The sequence below is a fragment of the Jiella avicenniae genome (assembly GCF_021390325.1).
GTDB lineage: Bacteria > Pseudomonadota > Alphaproteobacteria > Rhizobiales > Rhizobiaceae > Jiella > Jiella avicenniae.
In genome coordinates this window covers 29454-44825 of sequence record NZ_JAJUWU010000015.1, presented here as the reverse complement: position 1 = coordinate 44825, position 15372 = coordinate 29454, and the positions used below count along the sequence as shown (strand labels likewise).

17 protein-coding genes are annotated in these 15372 nt (G+C 66.3%); 8 read left to right on the top strand and 9 right to left on the bottom strand.

The window, feature by feature from the left end; genetic code table 11:
• Positions 1-230 precede the first annotated feature (230 nt).
• Positions 231-1055 carry an ABC transporter substrate-binding protein gene (locus LZD57_RS14635; protein ID WP_233720225.1) on the top strand — a complete coding sequence of 275 codons (825 nt, stop codon included), beginning with the start codon at positions 231-233 and terminating at the stop codon, positions 1053-1055.
• Positions 1056-1074: 19 nt separating this feature from the next.
• Here LZD57_RS14635 and LZD57_RS14630 read toward each other — a convergent pair whose 3' ends face one another.
• Genes LZD57_RS14630 through LZD57_RS14620 form a run of 3 tightly spaced genes read right to left on the bottom strand, consistent with a single transcriptional unit; the run spans position 1075 to position 3934 of the window.
• Positions 1075-2139, bottom strand: coding sequence for a FecCD family ABC transporter permease (locus LZD57_RS14630; RefSeq protein WP_233720224.1), 1065 nt, complete (start codon positions 2137-2139; stop codon positions 1075-1077).
• On the bottom strand, positions 2139-3149 hold the full coding sequence (locus LZD57_RS14625) for a FecCD family ABC transporter permease (protein WP_233720223.1): 1011 nt from the start codon (positions 3147-3149) through the stop codon (positions 2139-2141). The genes LZD57_RS14630 and LZD57_RS14625 overlap by 1 nt, the downstream gene beginning before the upstream one ends.
• The gene (locus LZD57_RS14620) at positions 3146-3934 is read right to left on the bottom strand and encodes an ABC transporter ATP-binding protein (protein ID WP_233720222.1); all 789 of its coding nucleotides are present in this window, start codon (positions 3932-3934) and stop codon (positions 3146-3148) included. Before LZD57_RS14620 ends, LZD57_RS14625 begins: the two co-directional genes overlap by 4 nt.
• Before the next feature lie 165 nt (positions 3935-4099).
• Here LZD57_RS14620 and LZD57_RS14615 point away from each other — a divergent pair, with 165 nt between their 5' ends.
• From LZD57_RS14615 to LZD57_RS14600, 4 genes are all read left to right on the top strand, one after another.
• The gene (locus tag LZD57_RS14615; protein WP_233720221.1) at positions 4100-5404 is read left to right on the top strand and encodes an NtaA/DmoA family FMN-dependent monooxygenase; all 1305 of its coding nucleotides are present in this window, start codon (positions 4100-4102) and stop codon (positions 5402-5404) included.
• Between the two features lie 134 nt (positions 5405-5538).
• Positions 5539-6438, top strand: a complete 900-nt coding sequence (locus LZD57_RS14610; RefSeq protein WP_233720220.1) for an HpcH/HpaI aldolase/citrate lyase family protein — start codon at positions 5539-5541, stop codon at positions 6436-6438.
• Positions 6439-6441: 3 nt separating this feature from the next.
• Positions 6442-6648, top strand: a complete 207-nt coding sequence (locus tag LZD57_RS14605) for a DUF1737 domain-containing protein (RefSeq protein ID WP_233720219.1) — start codon at positions 6442-6444, stop codon at positions 6646-6648.
• A 226-nt stretch (positions 6649-6874) separates the two neighbouring features.
• Positions 6875-7579: a TIGR02117 family protein gene (locus LZD57_RS14600; protein ID WP_233720218.1), complete on the top strand. Its 705-nt coding sequence runs from the start codon at positions 6875-6877 to the stop codon at positions 7577-7579.
• A 16-nt stretch (positions 7580-7595) separates the two neighbouring features.
• Here the strand turns inward: LZD57_RS14600 and LZD57_RS14595 are convergent, their stop codons facing one another.
• A complete protein-coding gene (locus LZD57_RS14595; protein WP_233720217.1) occupies positions 7596-8015 on the bottom strand; it encodes a metallopeptidase family protein in 420 nt (139 codons plus the stop codon).
• Positions 8016-8254: 239 nt separating this feature from the next.
• Positions 8255-8794 carry a translation initiation factor IF-3 gene (gene infC / locus LZD57_RS14590; RefSeq protein WP_233720355.1) on the bottom strand — a complete coding sequence of 180 codons (540 nt, stop codon included), beginning with the start codon at positions 8792-8794 and terminating at the stop codon, positions 8255-8257.
• 391 nt (positions 8795-9185) lie between these two features.
• On the opposite strand from infC, the gene LZD57_RS14585 reads away from it, so the two are divergent.
• The 3 genes from LZD57_RS14585 (at position 9186) to LZD57_RS14575 (ending at position 11515) form a co-directional block, all read left to right on the top strand.
• Complete coding sequence (locus LZD57_RS14585; RefSeq protein ID WP_233720216.1) at positions 9186-10031, top strand: alpha/beta hydrolase; 846 nt, start codon at positions 9186-9188, stop codon at positions 10029-10031.
• A gap of 283 nt (positions 10032-10314) precedes the next feature.
• On the top strand, positions 10315-10941 hold the full coding sequence (locus LZD57_RS14580; protein WP_233720215.1) for a transglutaminase-like cysteine peptidase: 627 nt from the start codon (positions 10315-10317) through the stop codon (positions 10939-10941).
• Between the two features lie 376 nt (positions 10942-11317).
• On the top strand, positions 11318-11515 hold the full coding sequence (locus tag LZD57_RS14575) for a hypothetical protein (protein ID WP_233720214.1): 198 nt from the start codon (positions 11318-11320) through the stop codon (positions 11513-11515).
• A 71-nt stretch (positions 11516-11586) separates the two neighbouring features.
• Here the strand turns inward: LZD57_RS14575 and LZD57_RS14570 are convergent, their stop codons facing one another.
• From LZD57_RS14570 to yacG, 4 genes are all read right to left on the bottom strand, one after another.
• Positions 11587-12492: an NADP-dependent oxidoreductase gene (locus LZD57_RS14570; RefSeq protein ID WP_233720213.1), complete on the bottom strand. Its 906-nt coding sequence runs from the start codon at positions 12490-12492 to the stop codon at positions 11587-11589.
• A gap of 97 nt (positions 12493-12589) precedes the next feature.
• Positions 12590-13357, bottom strand: coding sequence for an SDR family oxidoreductase (locus tag LZD57_RS14565; RefSeq protein ID WP_233720212.1), 768 nt, complete (start codon positions 13355-13357; stop codon positions 12590-12592).
• Between the two features lie 64 nt (positions 13358-13421).
• Entirely contained in the window at positions 13422-14342 is a 921-nt protein-coding gene (locus tag LZD57_RS14560; protein WP_233720211.1) for an NmrA family NAD(P)-binding protein, read from the bottom strand.
• 618 nt (positions 14343-14960) lie between these two features.
• The gene (gene yacG, locus LZD57_RS14555; RefSeq protein ID WP_233720210.1) at positions 14961-15158 is read right to left on the bottom strand and encodes a DNA gyrase inhibitor YacG; all 198 of its coding nucleotides are present in this window, start codon (positions 15156-15158) and stop codon (positions 14961-14963) included.
• Positions 15159-15372: the final 214 nt, after the last annotated feature.

Here is a 15372-nt window from a genome sequence, read left to right as displayed (position 1 = left end):
CTCCAGCCTTCGTGCCGCGCGATCTGGTGATTGCGCGGCACATTTCGTTTGCGGGTCTGCGACCCGGTCCGAACCACGAGTGATGCAAGGGAAATATCTCGATGCGCTTTGCGACCTTCGTCTGCCTTCTGATCGTCAGCGCTTGGAGCGCCACGGCCGCCGAGCGAACGGTGACCGATGATACGGGACGGACAGTCGTGATACCGGACGAGCCGCGACGAGTCGTCGTCATGCACGAACCGCTGCTCGGCCTGCCACTGATCGATCTCGGGCTCATGCCGGTCGGCAGCTACGGGCGCGGCGACGACGGCTCTGTCCTTTCGGCAGTCGATTTCATCGACACCGTCATCGGCGCGGACCGGGACAAGCCGCGAGGCATCGGCCCCTTCGGCCGCATCGACCTGGAAAAACTGCGGGCGCTCGATCCCGATCTCATCATCGGCACCGAACGGGATGTGGACAAGGTCGAGCGGCTCTCGACCGTCGCACCGACCTATCTGCAGAGTGTCAGCGCGGAGCGCGTCGGCGGCTTCGGCGTCGAAGCGGAACTTGCCGAACTCGTCGGCAGGCGGGACGCCTATGCCGAGCGCCTCGAGACCTATGACAGGCGCCTGGCGGAAGTTGCGGCTCTGTTGCCGGATCAAGGGAACGAGACCTATCTCGCCGTCGTCACCAATGATCAGCTCAATCTCGTGGGAGGATTGTCCGGCGCGATCCAGGCGATCGAGGATCTCGGCTACGAGCGTGCTGCGCTCGAAGGTTCCAAGCTGGGATCGGGTCCGGGCTCGATGTTCTCGGCTCCGCTCAGCTCCGAACTTCTGGGAACGGTCGATCCCGACCTCTTCGTGATCATGAACAGCTACGCGGTCGATGACCGATCGGCGGAAGCGACCATGATGCGCCTCGACATGATCATGCCAGGCTGGCGAACGTTTCTGAAGCCGGCGCGCGAGGGCCGCGTTCTTTTCATCGACTCCGCCCGCGTCGCCACCCCGACGATCGCCAGCGCACTGCATATGCTGGATGCGATCGAGGCGTGGGCTCGAGCCCGCTGAACGGCCGCGTCGTCCTTGCTCAGGGCGCCCGCAACCGGCGCAGGCTTCGCAGGCGCAGCGTGACCATGAACAGCGGCACGCCAATGAGCGTCAGTGCCAGGCCAATCGGCAGCGAGACCGTCGCGGGAAGCCCCCGGATGAGGCAATCGGACGCGATCACGAGGCAACCTCCCGTCAGGCCGGCGAGGATCAGCCTGGCCCTCCCCGTCGCCGGAGAGGCAAACGCCGCCAGATGCGGGGCAAGAACGCCGAGAAAGCTCAATGGCCCGACCGCGCTGACGGCGGTGGCGCTCATCAGGACGGCGAAGACCAGCAGCAATGGGCGTGTCCGTGCGACCGGTTCGCCGATCGCGCGCGCCATGTCGTCACCGAGTTCGTAGCTCGTCAGGCTTCGACCGAGGATCGCGGTGCCGACCAGCCCGATCGCAAACCACGGCGCGTAGTTCGCCGCAGCGGCCCAACTCGCCTGGAAAAGCGACCCGGCCAGCCAGTCCGACACGGCGTAGGAGGTTTCGCTCGGCGTATAGAGGACGAGGATCGAGGTGACGGCGGAGAGGATCGTCTCGACGGCGATGCCCATCAGAAGGATCGCCAGCCCGCTCGAGCGGGCCGCGCCGACGAGCCGGATCAGCAGAAGACCGACACCGAGCCCGCCGAAGAGCGCCGCGAGCGGCACGATCTCGCGCGGCGCCGCCGGCCAGAAGACGAGAAGCAGCATGATCGTCACCATGGAGCCCTGATTGATCCCGAAGAGGCCCGGGTCCGCGAGCGGATTGCGAGCGAGCGACTGAAGGACCGCGCCGGAGAGGCCGACCGCCCAACCCGCCAGGAACCCGATGACGACACGCGGAAGGCGAACCGTCCAAAGCGCATAAGCGTCGGCCGCGTCGAGCGACCCACCGAGAACAGCCCGGACGAGATCTCCGGCATCCGTCGCCTGAGTGCCGATGCTCGCCGCGAGCCCGGCCAGACCGATCGCGGCGAGTGCCAGCAATGTGGCGGTGACCAGATTGCCGAGGCGGATCTGCAGTCCCCCCTGAAAGCGCAGGACCGGTTTACCGTCGCTCGCGCGACCGCGCTCCATCATCCGGTCCTTTCAGCCGTGCCGAGATAGTATCGCTTGACGATGACGAAGAAGGCCAGACCACCAACGAGGTCCAGAAGGATGCCGGTGTTGAGCACGTAGGGTTGAAAGGCCTGACGCGCCGCGAGATCGGCGACCAGACAGGCCGACGCTCCCGCGAGCGCGCAGGCGGGAAGTCCGGCGATCTGCCCCTGCCCGACGAATGGGCGGACGAGATGCGGCACGACCAGGCCGACGAAGGCGACCGGCCCGCAGATCGCGACGGCCGATCCCGAGCCGAGCATCACCGCAGCAAGGGAGAGACGCGTGACCCGCTTGACGTCCACACCGGCCGAGGCCGCCTGTTCCGGACCGAGGGACATCAGCGTGAGCGGCCGCGCCAGCACGGCGAGAACGAAAAGCGACAGGACGCCGATCCACCAGAAACTCGTCAGGCGGTCGGCATAGACATGGTTGATGTTGCCGCTCATCCAGCTCAACAGGTCCGTGCGACGCGAAGGGTCTGCGAGGAGAAAGGCGTTCGCGATCCCGACCAGCAGCATCGAGACCAGCGCGCCGGACAGGATCAGCGACAAGCCGCGCGGATCGCGTGACAATCCGGCGAAGCGCGCGACCGCGACGCAGACGAGGAAACCGAGAACCGCACCGGCCAGCGCGGCGGCACCCTGCGCTGCGAGCCCGAGATCGAGGAGATGGATGCCGCCAACGACGAAGGCGGCGGCCCCCGCATTGATGCCGAGGGTCGACGGTGCGGCCAGCGGATTGCGGGTGAGGCCCTGGAGGACGGTGCCGCCACAGGCCATCAGCGCGCCGACATAGACCGCGATCAGCGCCCGCGGCAGACGCTGGTACAAGACGACATTGTGCTCGTAATTCTGCGGATCGAAGCTCCAGAATGCCGCGAAGACGTTGCCCATCGGGACCGTGATCGCTCCGATCGAAAGCTGAGCCAGGAAAGCCACGACGAGCAGAAGGGTCGCCGCGCCGAGAAAGACGACGCGGCGCGTCATGCCGCGATCGTCTCGCGGCCTTTCGCGCCCGGCAGGCAGACGAGCCGACCGTCGCGCTCGAAGATGTCGGCATCGAGATCGAAGACCTGCGCGACCGTGTCTTGCGTGACGGTCTCACGAACGGAACCGGACGCCACGATCCGCCCGTCGCGCATCATGACGACGTCGTCGGCAAAGGCGGTCGTCAGATTGAGGTCGTGGAGAACGGTGACGACGGTCTTTCCCCGGTTCCGCGTGAGGTTTCCGATGAGGTCCAGCGTCGCGTATTGGTACTTCATGTCGAGATGGTTCACCGGCTCGTCCATCAGCACGATCTCGGCGTCCTGGGCGAGAATCATGGCGATGAAGGCGCGCTGGCGCTGGCCGCCCGAAAGACGATTGACCTGGCGATGGGCCATGCCGGCGAGGCCCACGATGTCGAGGGCGTCGTGGAAGAGTTCGCGGTCCTTCGCCGAAGGCCCGCCGAAGAGCGAGTAGCGCGCGAAACCGGCCAGTTCGACGAGTTCGCCGAGGGTCATGTAGTCCGGACAGTGACTCTCCTGCGGCAGATAGGCGACGCGTCTGGCGAGCTTGCGTCGCCCGATCGACCTGATTTCCTCGCCATCGAGCGTTATCGTCCCGCCGGTCAGCGGCACGAAATCCATGATCGCCTTCAGCAAGGTCGACTTGCCGCAACCGTTTGGCCCGACGAGTGCCGTCAGCCTTCTCGGCGTAAAACGGGCCGTGACGTCAAAGAGGATTGGCGTGTGGCCATAGGCGACACTGACGCGCGATGCTTCGATCATGGGTCTGTCGTCCCTGCCTCGAAATCCATGCATAGGGCGCGGGGATTCACCTCGCCGGCCACGGCTTCGAGCAGTACGGAAACGGACTTTAAAAGTCGACTATTCTTGTCATAAATATACCCCCAGGGCGAGAGGCTCACCAAAGAGAACGGGACACTTTCCAGCATGCGGACGAAAACGCGCTTTCATATCGGCCTGTCGCTCTCGCCGACGTGGCTGGGTGGCGATGCATGGCGGCGCTCGGACAGCGCGATCGAGGATATGTTCGAGAGCGGCTTTTCTATCGACGTCGCGAAACGCGCGGAAGCCGCCAAGCTGGATTTCGTCTTCCGCCCCGACAATCTCTATCTCGATCGCGCCGCGCTCGAAAAAGGGCCGGGTTTCGCGAGCCTCGATCCGACGATCCTTCTTGCCTCGATCGCCCGCGAAACCTCGCATATCGGGCTTCTGACGACGGCCTCGACGACGTTCTATCCACCGTTTTTGATCGCGCGGCAGCTGCAGTCGCTGAACTGGCTGAGCCGGGGCCGCGCCGGATGGAACGTGGTGACCTCGCTCGACGGCAATCAGAATTTCGGCCTCGACGAAATGCCCTCGACGGACGAGCGCTACGCCCGCGCTTCAGAGGCTGTCACAGCCGTGAAGAGCCTCTGGAGAAGCTTTCCGAACGAGGCCCTCGAATATGATCGCGCGTCCGGCCGTTTCGCCGATCCGGAGCGCATCGAGCCGATCAATTTCGAAGGCAGCTACTACGAGATCGCCGGCCCCTTGAACACGCCGGAATTTGCCGCCTCCCGCATTCCCATCGTACAGGCCGGCGCCTCGCCGACGGGTCGGGACTTCGCCGCTTCGATCGCCGATGCGGTCTTCGCGTCGACGCCCGACAAAGACGCCGCGATTGAACTCAGGAGCGATCTGAAACGCCGGGCGGAAGTTCACGGCCGGGGAGCAGACGCGGTGCGGGTTCTCCCCGGGCTCAGCCTGTTTCTCGCCGAAAGCCGAGCCGAAGCGGAGGACCTGTTTGCGGAGACGCATGCGAGGGTCGACGGTGTCCGCAAGCTGGCTTCCATCCGCGAGATGACAGGCCTCGACCTCGCCGAATGGCCGAAAGAGAGGCAAATCAAGGCGAGCGACCTGCCGCCGCCGTCGAGCACGGTGCGCAGCCGCACGCACTCCGATCTTCTTCGTCGCCTCATCGCGCGGGACGAGCCGACCTTGTCAGATCTCCTGCGGCGCCCGGAAGTCATCGGCTCGGCACATTGGCGCATCGTCGGAACGGTCACGGATGCTGCGGCCGAGATCGCGGAATGGGCCGATGCCGGCGCGATCGACGGCTTCGTCGCCGTACCAGGCGGCTCGGTCGGCTCGATGCATCTCTTCCTCGAAGGCCTCGTTCCCAGGCTTGCCGAGAGCGGACTCTTCCGGCGAGACTATTGCGGACCGCACTTCGCCGACCATCTCGGTCTGTGACGGTGCTCGAACCATCTCCCGTAGCCGAGAATCACGGCAAGCCGCATTCCGGCGTCCCCCTTTCGTTCGAGCGATCGCCCTGGCCGGCAACCCGGAGGCTTGCGTTGCAACGCGATTTCGGCAAGGACATCGCCATGACCCGGACGCACGCGCTCTTCCGTTCCATCCTCTACGTCCCCGGTGCCAATGCCCGCGCGCTGGAGAAGTCGGACGGTCTTGCCGCCGACGGCATCGTCTACGACCTCAAGGACGCCGTCGCTCCCGAAGCGAAGGGCGCGGCCCGGGAAAAGCTGCGGGAACATCTTGCGGTCTCACGGTTCGCCGGCCAGAGGATCGTCCGCGTCAATCCGATCGAGACCGGCGACGGCACTGAAGACCTCCTGATGGCGCGTGGTGCGGGGGTGGATGCCGTACTCCTGCCCAAGGTCGAGGACACCGATACGCTGAAGGACGCGGCCCGCGCCCTCGACGAGATGGACGCGCCGGCCCGCTTGCGGCTCTGGGCGATGATCGAGACGCCGCGCGGCATCGCCCGGGCGGAAAAGCTCGCCAGGAAGGGCGTGAGCGGCCGGCTCTCGTCGCTCGTCGTCGGGACCAACGACATTCGTCTCGCCACCGGCATCCGGCCGGACGCGGCCCGCACCGAATTGCTGCCGTGGCTGATGCAGATCGTCCTTGCCGCGAAGGCGAATGGCCTCTTTGTTCTCGACGGCGTCTACGGCGATTTCCGAGACGTCGACGGGTTCGAGCGGGAATGCGCCGCCGGCCGGCGCATGGGCTTCGACGGCAAGACGCTGATCCACCCCGCCCAGATCGCTCCGGCCAACGCCGCCTTCGGTCCCGGCGAGGCCGAGATCCGCGACGCCGAAGCGATCGTCTCGGCCTTCGCCCGGCCGGAAAACGCCGCCGCCGGCGTCATCCAGATCGACGGCCGGATGGTCGAGCGGCTGCATCTGACCGAGGCGCGACGGGTCCTCGCCATGCGCGAGGCGATCGCCGCGCGATCGTCCGAACCGTCCTCCAGAGACCCGTGACCGATGAAACTCTACCGCATGCTCACCGGGCCGGACGATGCCGGCTTCTGCCACAAGGTCTCGCTCGCCCTGTCGAAGGGCTGGGAACTCCATGGCTCGCCGACCTATGCCTTCGACGCGGAGACGAAGACCATGCGCTGCGGCCAGGCGGTGACCAAACAGGTGCCGGGCAAGGACTACCATCCGGACATGAAGCTCGGCGAGCAGTAACCGAGGCCCTGCGCCTGCCGTGCTTCCACCGCGGCGGCGTGCCGATGTCGCGGGAAGATGCCAAACGGCCGCGTCCCCCTCGTCGGCGGACCGGGCCGCCATCCGATCGTGGCGGGCGAGCCGCCGCGTTCCGGGCAGACCGGACACCTGCCGTGACACCTGGGACCCGCTGCGATGATCCGCCCGCGGTCAGGTCCATCGGCGGCACCAAGCCGAACGAGGAGCCATGCTGAAGCGACGCCCGCGACGTCTCTTTCGTGGTCTGCGCGTCGCCGGGCTGCTCCTGCTCCTCGGGCTCGGCAGTCTCGTGCTCGGCGTCGCGGTTCCACGCGGCGATGCGCCCGCCTCCGGCGGGACCACCACCGCCGAGCCTCGCCGGATCCTGCTTCTTGCGGGACCGATCCACAGCGACATCGCCCTTCCTGCCGACACACAGACGCGCCGCGACTTCGCGTTTCTCGCAAAGGCCGGACTGCCCGTCGATCGGCCGGACGTCCGCTGGATCATCGTCGGCTGGGGCGGCCGGAGCTTTTATACCGAGACGCCGACATGGGCGGATCTGAAGCCGATGCCGCTTCTTCGGACGCTCACCGGCGACGCTGCGGCGCTGCACGTCGGTCTGGCCGGATCGATCGACGCGACGAGCCCCGACGTCGAGGCGCTCGAGCTGACGCAACGAGGCTATGCCGACCTGCGATCGTCGGTGATGGCAAGCTTTTCACGGGGTGCGGACGGCCGGCCCGTCGAGATCGCCGGCACGGCCTATGGCGCGTTCGACCGGTTCTACGAAGCGGACGGCCGCTTCCACATCATCGGCAACTGCAATGGCTGGGCCGCGGCGATGCTGCGTCGCGCGGGCATCACGACCGGTTGGTGGACGCCGCTGCCGCAGCTCCTTTTCCTGTCGCTCGACCTGCATCACGGGTCATGACCGGCGCCGGCTCGCCTCACTCGGCCTCGCGCTCCAGCTCTTCCATGTCGTCGTCCGACAGGCCGAAATGGTGGCCGATCTCGTGGATCAGCACGTGCCGGACGATCGCCTCCAGCGTCTCGTCGTGTTCGGCCCAATAGTCGAGGATCGGCCGGCGATAGAGCAGGATGCGGTTGGTCATCTCGCCGGTGATCGGCACGCCCATGTCGCCGACCGGCCGCCCCTCGAACAGGCCGAGAATGTCGAACTCGCTTTCGAGCTCCATCGCATCCATAACGTCCTCGTCGGGAAAATCCGCGACGATGAAGCGGATGTCGCCGCAGAGCGTCCGGAATTCCTCCGGCAGGTCGCCATAGGCGGCGACCGCCATCTCCTCGATCTGTTCGAGGCTCGGCGCCCGGCCCTGCCCCGGCGCTCCATTCGGCGTCCCGCTCATGTCGATCCTTCCTCGCCCGGTCGTCGTCGGCGGATGGCAGATAGGATCGGTGCGCGATGGATGAAAGAGCCCGGCACGACGTCGGTGCCACGCGAGCGGCTCGGGGCCCGCGGCCTCGTCGCGGAACAAAAAACGCCGCCTGGGCGGTCGGCCCGGCAGCGTTCCTTGAAACGATCGTCGCACCATGGGTATCCGAGGCCGACGTCACCTGAGGGTCAGGGCAGAACGCCTCGCGAGCTTCAGCCGCGCGGCGCCAGCACCATCATCATCTGACGGCCTTCGAGCTTCGGTTCGGCCTCGACCTTCGAATATTCCGCCGTCTCTTCGCGGACGCGATTGAGCAGCTGCATGCCGAGTTCCTGGTGCGCCATCTCGCGGCCGCGGAAGCGGAGCGTGACCTTCACCTTGTCGCCCTCGTCGAAGAAGCGCCGCACGGACTTCATCTTCGTCTCGTAGTCGTGCTCGTCGATGTTCGGCCGCATCTTGATCTCTTTGACCTCGATGGTCTTCTGGCGCTTGCGCGCCTCGGCCGCCTTCTTCTGGCTCTCGTATTTCAGCTTGCCGAGATCGAGGATCTTGCAGACGGGCGGATTGGCGTTCGGCACGATCTCGACGAGATCGAGACCGGCCTCTTCTGCCATCGAAAGAGCGTCCTGCGTCGAGATCTGACCGCGATTCTGCCCTTCGTGATCGATGAGCTGAACCTCCGGGACACGGATTTCACGATTCGAGCGGGGGCCCTCCTTTTGAGCCGGCGGTGCGCGGAATGGTCTGCGAATGGTCGTATTCTCCAGTTGTTGACGACAGGTTTGATCGCTCCGGAACGCACGAGGTCGAGGATCGGTTCGATCGTCGGCCACCCCGCACGCTCGAAGCGGCGGAAGGCACGTCGGTCCGTCTTATAGCACCGATCGTCGGGCTTGACACCTGCGCAAGCCGCATTCGGCGCGAAGTCCTCCGATCGGCGACATCCGCCGGACCGACGAATCGTGCCTCCGAAAGGACACATGGTGAACCGGATCCGGATTTTCACCCCCTCCTTCCCGGTCGAGCGCTCCCGTCGCCCCTGCGGCATGCGCAGGCCGCGGCGTGGCGCCGGGAGACCGCGCGGACTTGCATTGGCGTCCCCGCCATGAGACCCCATCCCGACGCGAGATTTCGGTGATCGACATGGCCCAAGACGTCACATCCACGGAACAGGCCGCCGGCGCGGCAGACGAGATCGCCGGGCGGCTCGCCGTCGGCGAAGGCACGGCCGGGCGCGAGATCGCCTATCGTCTTCGTCGGAGCCGGACACGTCCGAACGCCCCGACGATCGTCTGGCTGGGAGGCTACCGTTCCGACATGCGCGGCACCAAGGCCGAGCATCTTCTCGCCTTCGCGGCCCGGCACGACTACGGATATTGCCGCCTCGACTATTCCGGCCATGGCGAATCCGGGGGCGCCTTCGAAGACGGCACGATCGGGCGCTGGACGGAGGAGGTCGCCAGCGTTCTCGAGGAAATCGGCGACGGCCCGCTCGTTCTCGTCGGCTCGTCCATGGGGGCCTGGATTGCGCTCAACCTCGCGCGGCAGGCGGGCCGTTTCGCCGTCGCCGGCCGGATCCGTGCCCTGCTGCTTCTGGCGCCGGCGCCGGATTTCACCGAGCGTCTGCTCCTGCCGAAGCTTTCCGCCGAGCAGCGCGCGGAAATCGAGACGAAGGGCCGCCTCCTCGCACCGTCCGACTATTCGGACGAGCCGGACGTCTACACGAAGGCGCTCATCGAGAACGGCCGGGCCAACCTCGTGCTCGACGGGCTGATCGACCCGAAATGCCCGGTCACCATCGTCCAGGGCATGGCGGATCCGGACGTACCCTACGAACACGCGCTGACCCTCGTCGAACACCTGCCGCACCATGCGGTGATCCTCAGCCTGGTCAGGGACGGCGACCACCGTCTTTCCCGCCCGCAGGACCTCGATCTGATCGCCCGCAGCCTCTCCGAACTCCTCGGAGCGGCTGACGAGATGGGCTGAAGCCGGCCGCCGTCGAGGCGTCGTCCCCCGTCTTTGCCGTCGGTGTGACCGGATCGTCACACCTTTCGAGCCGACACTGAAAATCCCTTTTTATCCAACCCCTTGCGTGGGCTGACAGATCGGCTTCCGCGCCACCTGTCCGCGCAACTTGCGCCGGGCCGTCGCCAATCTTGTGTCTGGCTATCGGCAGCCCCCGTTCGGCACTGCACAAGCAATTGACTCACCCGGCCATTGCATAGAACATCGGCAGATCAGCAAAATTAACCTGCGATCGAGGGGACGCATGGTGGGATTTCGCGCAATTGGCGCCACGCTCGTGCTTTGCCTGACGGCAGCTTTCGGGCCCGGCAGTGCCCAGGCCATCGAGGCCCGCGGGCCGTTCATGCAGATCGGCGTCGAGGCGCCCCGTCCGATCGGGCAGCAGGGCCTGTGCAAACGCGATCCCGCCGAATGCCGCCCCGTCGCGAAGCGGAGCCCGAGCGCGCCCGTGGCGCTGAACCCGAAGCTGATCCACGCCATCGCCACCATCAACGTCTCGGTCAATTCCCAGATCAAGCCGGAATCGGACGAAGACCTCTACGGCGTCGAGGAATACTGGACCTATCCGAAGACCGCCGGCGACTGCGAGGATTTCGTGCTGCGCAAGCGCAAGCGGCTGCATGACGAGGCCAGGATCGACCTCGGCAATCTGCTGATCACGGTGGTGAAGAAGACCAATGGCGAGGGCCACGCGGTCCTGACGCTCCATACCACCGACGGCGACTTCATCCTCGACAACCTCAACTGGCGCGTCCTGCCCTGGAACCAGACGCCCTATGCGTTCCTGAAGCGCCAGAGCACGGCCGATCCCGGCAAATGGAACCGCATCGCCAACGGACGGGACGTTCTGGTCGGCTCTCTCGATCGTTAGATCCGCGCCCTTTCCATCGAGCGATCCGAAGCCTCTGCCGCCCCTGCGGCGTAGGCATTTCGTGCCGGCAGGTCACCTCTGAACCAGCGAGGTTTGCCGAGTTCTTCTGCCATGGCGAGTATTCCCCCAGCGAAGATTTTGGCGGTTGTTTAAATGATTGATATTCGCCCGAGCCAAGGCGGTCTAGATTGACGCGTGGAGGAGACGGAGAATTGCCGCTCACCGCCGCAGTGCATGCGACAGCCGCAAACCGACCCGGCGTCGCGACCAGCGGATATTTCTCGGATGAGCCCGGCTCCGTCGCATCGGACGGTCGCGCCCAAGCGATCGAAGCTGGCTGGTCCATCCCCAACGTCGTTCCAACATCGAGGCATTCATGCAGATCGATGACGACAGAGACCTGGCAGAACAAGTGGAGAGCGCGCTTCGTGCGCTCGGCATCGCGACGACGCGATCGAATTCCGAGCCTGCGCCACGCATGGTCGATGTCGTGTCGGCCCTGCGCCACGACGGCAGCCTGCCGCGGATCGAAACGCGCCACGCCACGCTGCAGGAAGGCGACGAGCGGCGTTGACCCGCTCGGTCGCCACGGCGGCGGCGCTTCCGCCTGGGGATGCACGGCTTTTGTCGACGTCGGGGCCCTGATCAGGCCACGTCGATCACCAGCTTCCCCGTAACGTGTCCCTCGGCGCTGAGCGCCTGCGCCTCGCCGACCTGCGTGAGTGGGAATCGCCGCTCCACCCGCAGGCGCAAGGTGCCTTCGGAATAGAGCCGGGCCGCCTCCGCCAGGGCCTGCTCCGGATCGTCCTGCGGTTTGGTCGAGAACTGCGCACCGTGGTCTGGCGCCGAGAAGTCGGCGATGGAGAGCACTCGCGACGGATCGCCGACGATCCCGATCAGCTCCGGCAATATGCCCGAGCCGACAATGTCGAGGGCGGCGTCGATGCCCTGAGGGGCGAGTGCCTCGACGCGCTCTGCCAGCCCCGGCCCGTAGGTCGTCGGGATGGCGCCGAGACCGCGCAGATAGTCGTGCTTTCGTTCGCTCGCCGTGCCGATGACCGTCATCCCGCGATGGCGGGCCAACTGGATCGCCGTAGAGCCGACACCGCCCGCAGCGCCGCTCACCAGAAGCGTCTCGCCGGCTTTCGTGCCGAGCTGATCGAGGCATCGCGTCGCCGTCTCGACGACGACCGGAAGGCCGCCCGCCACTTCGAAGGGCATTGTTTCCGGCTTTCGGGCCCAGCTCGTGAGCACCGCATATTCGGCCATCGTGCCGGTACCGAGGCCGAAGACGGCGTCTCCGACCGACACGCCGGATACCCCCTCGCCGACTTCGTCCACGACCCCGGACGCCTCGAAGCCGAAGGTGAAAGGAAATTCGAGCGGCATGAAATCGCGGAAATACCCGTCGCGTCGCTTCCAGTCCGCAGGATTGACTCCCGCCGTCCGGACGGCGATCCGCACCTGTCCGGGGCCGGCATGCGGCTCGTCGATCTCCGCCACCTTCAGGACCTCCAGTCCCCCGTATTCGCTGAACTGAACCGCTTTCATGGCGTTCCCCTTTTGCTTCCGCCCTGGTGATCCCGAACCCGGCCCACACTGCTGCGACTTGCCGGAGAATGGCTGCCGCCGACGCTCCGTCACGACGTCATTGCGGATAAACGCCGAGCTTTTGCAGGGTCTTCAGCATCTGGCTCTTGTCCATGCTGACGTAGTCCTCGTGCGCCGCATGGGGATCGGCGGCGATGCCGACCGTGACCAGCCCGACCTCCTCGTTCGAAACCCAGTTGGGGTCGACGCGGCGCCGTGCCCGAGTGGCGACCGGCCCCAGGATCTGCGCGGCGACACGGTGCCGATCGCTGGCTTCGGCGGACAGGACACGGCGCATCATCAGAAGCGCCGCCTGCTGCATGTTGATGATCGAAGCGCCGGGAACGGGCTCCACGGCGCTGCCGCCGAGGATCAGCTGATAGCTGCCCGTGCGAGGCAGGCGCGGAATCCACGCCCTCGCCGTCGCGGCATGCGCCGTCGTCATGTCGACGAAATAGCGCTGCCACTCCTCTGGCGTCACCTCCCACAGGGACTTGCCCTGCCACCATCCGCCGATCGAGGCGACGACATCCGTCACGGGGCCATGATCCGCGGTGATGCGCTCGGCCATCGCCTGGGCCTCGTCGAAACCGGCGTAGCTGCCGACCACGAAATGCAGGGCCTGCGGCTGGCCGAGATCGGACAGAACCTGCCGAAACTCCTCGACCTTGCTTTCCGTGCGCGATGGCACGATCACCTGCGCGCCGGCTTTCAGCCATGCGCGGACGATGCCTTCGCCGACGTCTCCCGTCCCCCCGGCGATGACGACACGCCGATCATGAAGATCGGGATGGCGGGCCTTCTCGAGGTCGATGATCTCGCTCATGTCCGTATTCCTCACTCATGGCCGACGGGTTTGCGCTCTGCTCACCTCGGCAAGCCGGAACGCCTCACAGTCCTTCGCTGCGGACATAGTCGGCGACGGTCATCGGCTCGACGTGCGGATACCGGTCGTTGGCGATCGAACGAAGCTTGCCCTTCCCGGAGAGCATCGCGCGCCAGTACATGAGCGGCAGCCACGCGACCATGTTCCCCGGCTCTGCCCGTCGGCGTTTGTCGATCTCGGCGTCGAGGTCGGACAGCGATCCCAGCTTGACGACCGTGATCGCCTTGCCCGAGGCATCTTCATAGGCCTTGACGAGGTCGTGAAAGGTCAGGCTGTCGCCGGCGACTTCGAACACGCTCGGCACGGGCGCATCGTCGACCGCCGCCTCGGCCGTGAACCGGGCCGCGTCGGCATAGGTCGTGAAATCCATCACCGCGTCGCCGTCGCCCCACAGGAATGCGCGGCTCTCGCCGAGATCGAAGGCGCCGAGAAAGCCGAACAGGACCTTGCGATCGAGGAAGGCGCCGATCTGGATCTGGACCACCTCCACGTCGCCTCGAGCCCCTTCGGCCTTGCGGGCGAAGGCGCGGCGGGCGTCCGAGTTGATGTTGTCGCCCTCGTCGAGACCGAAGATGTCGTAGGAGAAATTCGAGGGGATGAACCGCTTTACGCCCGCCGCACGGGCGGCTTCGAGCATGCGAAGCTGGGCGTCGACGATCATGTCGGGACCGCCCTGGACCGCAGAGACGACCGAGAAGGCGCCTTTCATGGCCGCTCCCAGGCGTTCGGCCTGACCCGGATCCGCCAGGTCGACTTCCACGATCTCCGCGCCCCGGTCCTGCAGGGCTTGCGTCTTCCCGACGCTTTCGGGACGCACGAGCAGCCGAAGCCGCACCCCCGCCTTGTCGAGAAGGGATTGCGCGATCAATGATCCCAGATCGCCTGTCGCGCCCGCCAACACGACCACCTTGCTTGATTCGGACATGGTCTATCCTCTTCCGTCTGTGGGTTGTTTCGCCGAGAGTGACGGACACCATCCGTCAGGACGCGCGATCGGCACGGCAAGCGTTCCGAGGGACGAAGTCGACGTCTTCGAAGGCGCAAGCGCCGGGACTTCGTTCCCTATCGGAACTTGGTTTTGGTTCGTAACCTCGAGCGACATATGAATCCGCCCCCGGACGCGGCAAGACGGCACAGCCCTGATACCGAGGTCACATCGAGGGAACCGTTCCGACGGACCCGTCACACGCACGGCGACGCCATCGATCCCGCCGGGGATCGACGACGAACCGACCGCTTTTCGGGAAAATCGCCGGAGGGCACCGTTCAGGGCGCCGGTCTATGGGCGTTCGACCATCTGCGGGAGGCCGAGGCTGCGCAGGCCCGTCACCATGCAAAAGCGGAACGCATCGGCATCGTCCGGCAGGCTGCGGCGCGGCCCATGCCTTCACCGAGGACGGTCAGGCGAGAGGACGCATCTGGTGGCTCTGGAGGCGCGGGGCCGGTCTTCCTGCGATTTCGCACGCCCTTCGGCGGCGGTTCGGGGTCCGGACTTCACGGGTGATCGTCGCCCGTGAAGGCTGGTCCCGACCGGCCGACGACGTCAGCGCTCGCCGTCCTCCGAGGCTTCGTCGAGCGGTGGGCCGGGAATGACGTACCGCCCCGAGAGCCAGCGGTTGAGGTCGACCGCCTGGCAGCGCGGCGAGCAGAACGGAAAGGTCTCGCGCCGCGAAGGCCGGCCGCATTCGGGGCATTTCCGGGTCGGGCGCATCGGGGTCGGAGGCGTCGCCTCGCTTGTCATCGCGCCTCTCCTCCGGTTTCGTCCTCGCGCTTCCCCCTGGTTGGGAGCCTGCCGTCGTCCGAGGCTTCCTCGGCGCGCGAGGCCGCCGCATCCGGGTCACCCGACGCGTTGTCACCTCCGGTCTCGTCGCGGCGCACGGCTTCGGTAAAGCCGGCCTCAGTCTCGTCAGCCGGGCCGGCCGGCTGCCGAGAGGGCTGCATGTCGGGCGCCGGCG

What these genes read in the sequence shown, in the direction of transcription:
- LZD57_RS14625 (WP_233720223.1), bottom strand. Translation starts at nt 3,149, where the DNA reads ATGACGCGCCGCGTCGTCTTTCTCGGCGCGGCGACCCTTCTGCTCGTC.
- LZD57_RS14600 (WP_233720218.1), top strand. Translation starts at nt 6,875, where the DNA reads ATGCTGAAGCGACGCCCGCGACGTCTCTTTCGTGGTCTGCGCGTCGCC.
- yacG (WP_233720210.1), bottom strand. Translation starts at nt 15,158, where the DNA reads ATGACAAGCGAGGCGACGCCTCCGACCCCGATGCGCCCGACCCGGAAA.
- LZD57_RS14560 (WP_233720211.1), bottom strand. Translation starts at nt 14,342, where the DNA reads ATGTCCGAATCAAGCAAGGTGGTCGTGTTGGCGGGCGCGACAGGCGAT.
- LZD57_RS14605 (WP_233720219.1), top strand. Translation starts at nt 6,442, where the DNA reads ATGAAACTCTACCGCATGCTCACCGGGCCGGACGATGCCGGCTTCTGC.
- LZD57_RS14615 (WP_233720221.1), top strand. Translation starts at nt 4,100, where the DNA reads ATGCGGACGAAAACGCGCTTTCATATCGGCCTGTCGCTCTCGCCGACG.
- LZD57_RS14595 (WP_233720217.1), bottom strand. Translation starts at nt 8,015, where the DNA reads ATGAGCGGGACGCCGAATGGAGCGCCGGGGCAGGGCCGGGCGCCGAGC.
- LZD57_RS14580 (WP_233720215.1), top strand. Translation starts at nt 10,315, where the DNA reads ATGGTGGGATTTCGCGCAATTGGCGCCACGCTCGTGCTTTGCCTGACG.
- LZD57_RS14570 (WP_233720213.1), bottom strand. Translation starts at nt 12,492, where the DNA reads ATGAAAGCGGTTCAGTTCAGCGAATACGGGGGACTGGAGGTCCTGAAG.
- LZD57_RS14575 (WP_233720214.1), top strand. Translation starts at nt 11,318, where the DNA reads ATGCAGATCGATGACGACAGAGACCTGGCAGAACAAGTGGAGAGCGCG.
- LZD57_RS14635 (WP_233720225.1), top strand. Translation starts at nt 231, where the DNA reads ATGCACGAACCGCTGCTCGGCCTGCCACTGATCGATCTCGGGCTCATG.
- LZD57_RS14565 (WP_233720212.1), bottom strand. Translation starts at nt 13,357, where the DNA reads ATGAGCGAGATCATCGACCTCGAGAAGGCCCGCCATCCCGATCTTCAT.
- LZD57_RS14620 (WP_233720222.1), bottom strand. Translation starts at nt 3,934, where the DNA reads ATGATCGAAGCATCGCGCGTCAGTGTCGCCTATGGCCACACGCCAATC.
- LZD57_RS14610 (WP_233720220.1), top strand. Translation starts at nt 5,539, where the DNA reads ATGACCCGGACGCACGCGCTCTTCCGTTCCATCCTCTACGTCCCCGGT.
- LZD57_RS14585 (WP_233720216.1), top strand. Translation starts at nt 9,186, where the DNA reads ATGGCCCAAGACGTCACATCCACGGAACAGGCCGCCGGCGCGGCAGAC.
- LZD57_RS14630 (WP_233720224.1), bottom strand. Translation starts at nt 2,139, where the DNA reads ATGGAGCGCGGTCGCGCGAGCGACGGTAAACCGGTCCTGCGCTTTCAG.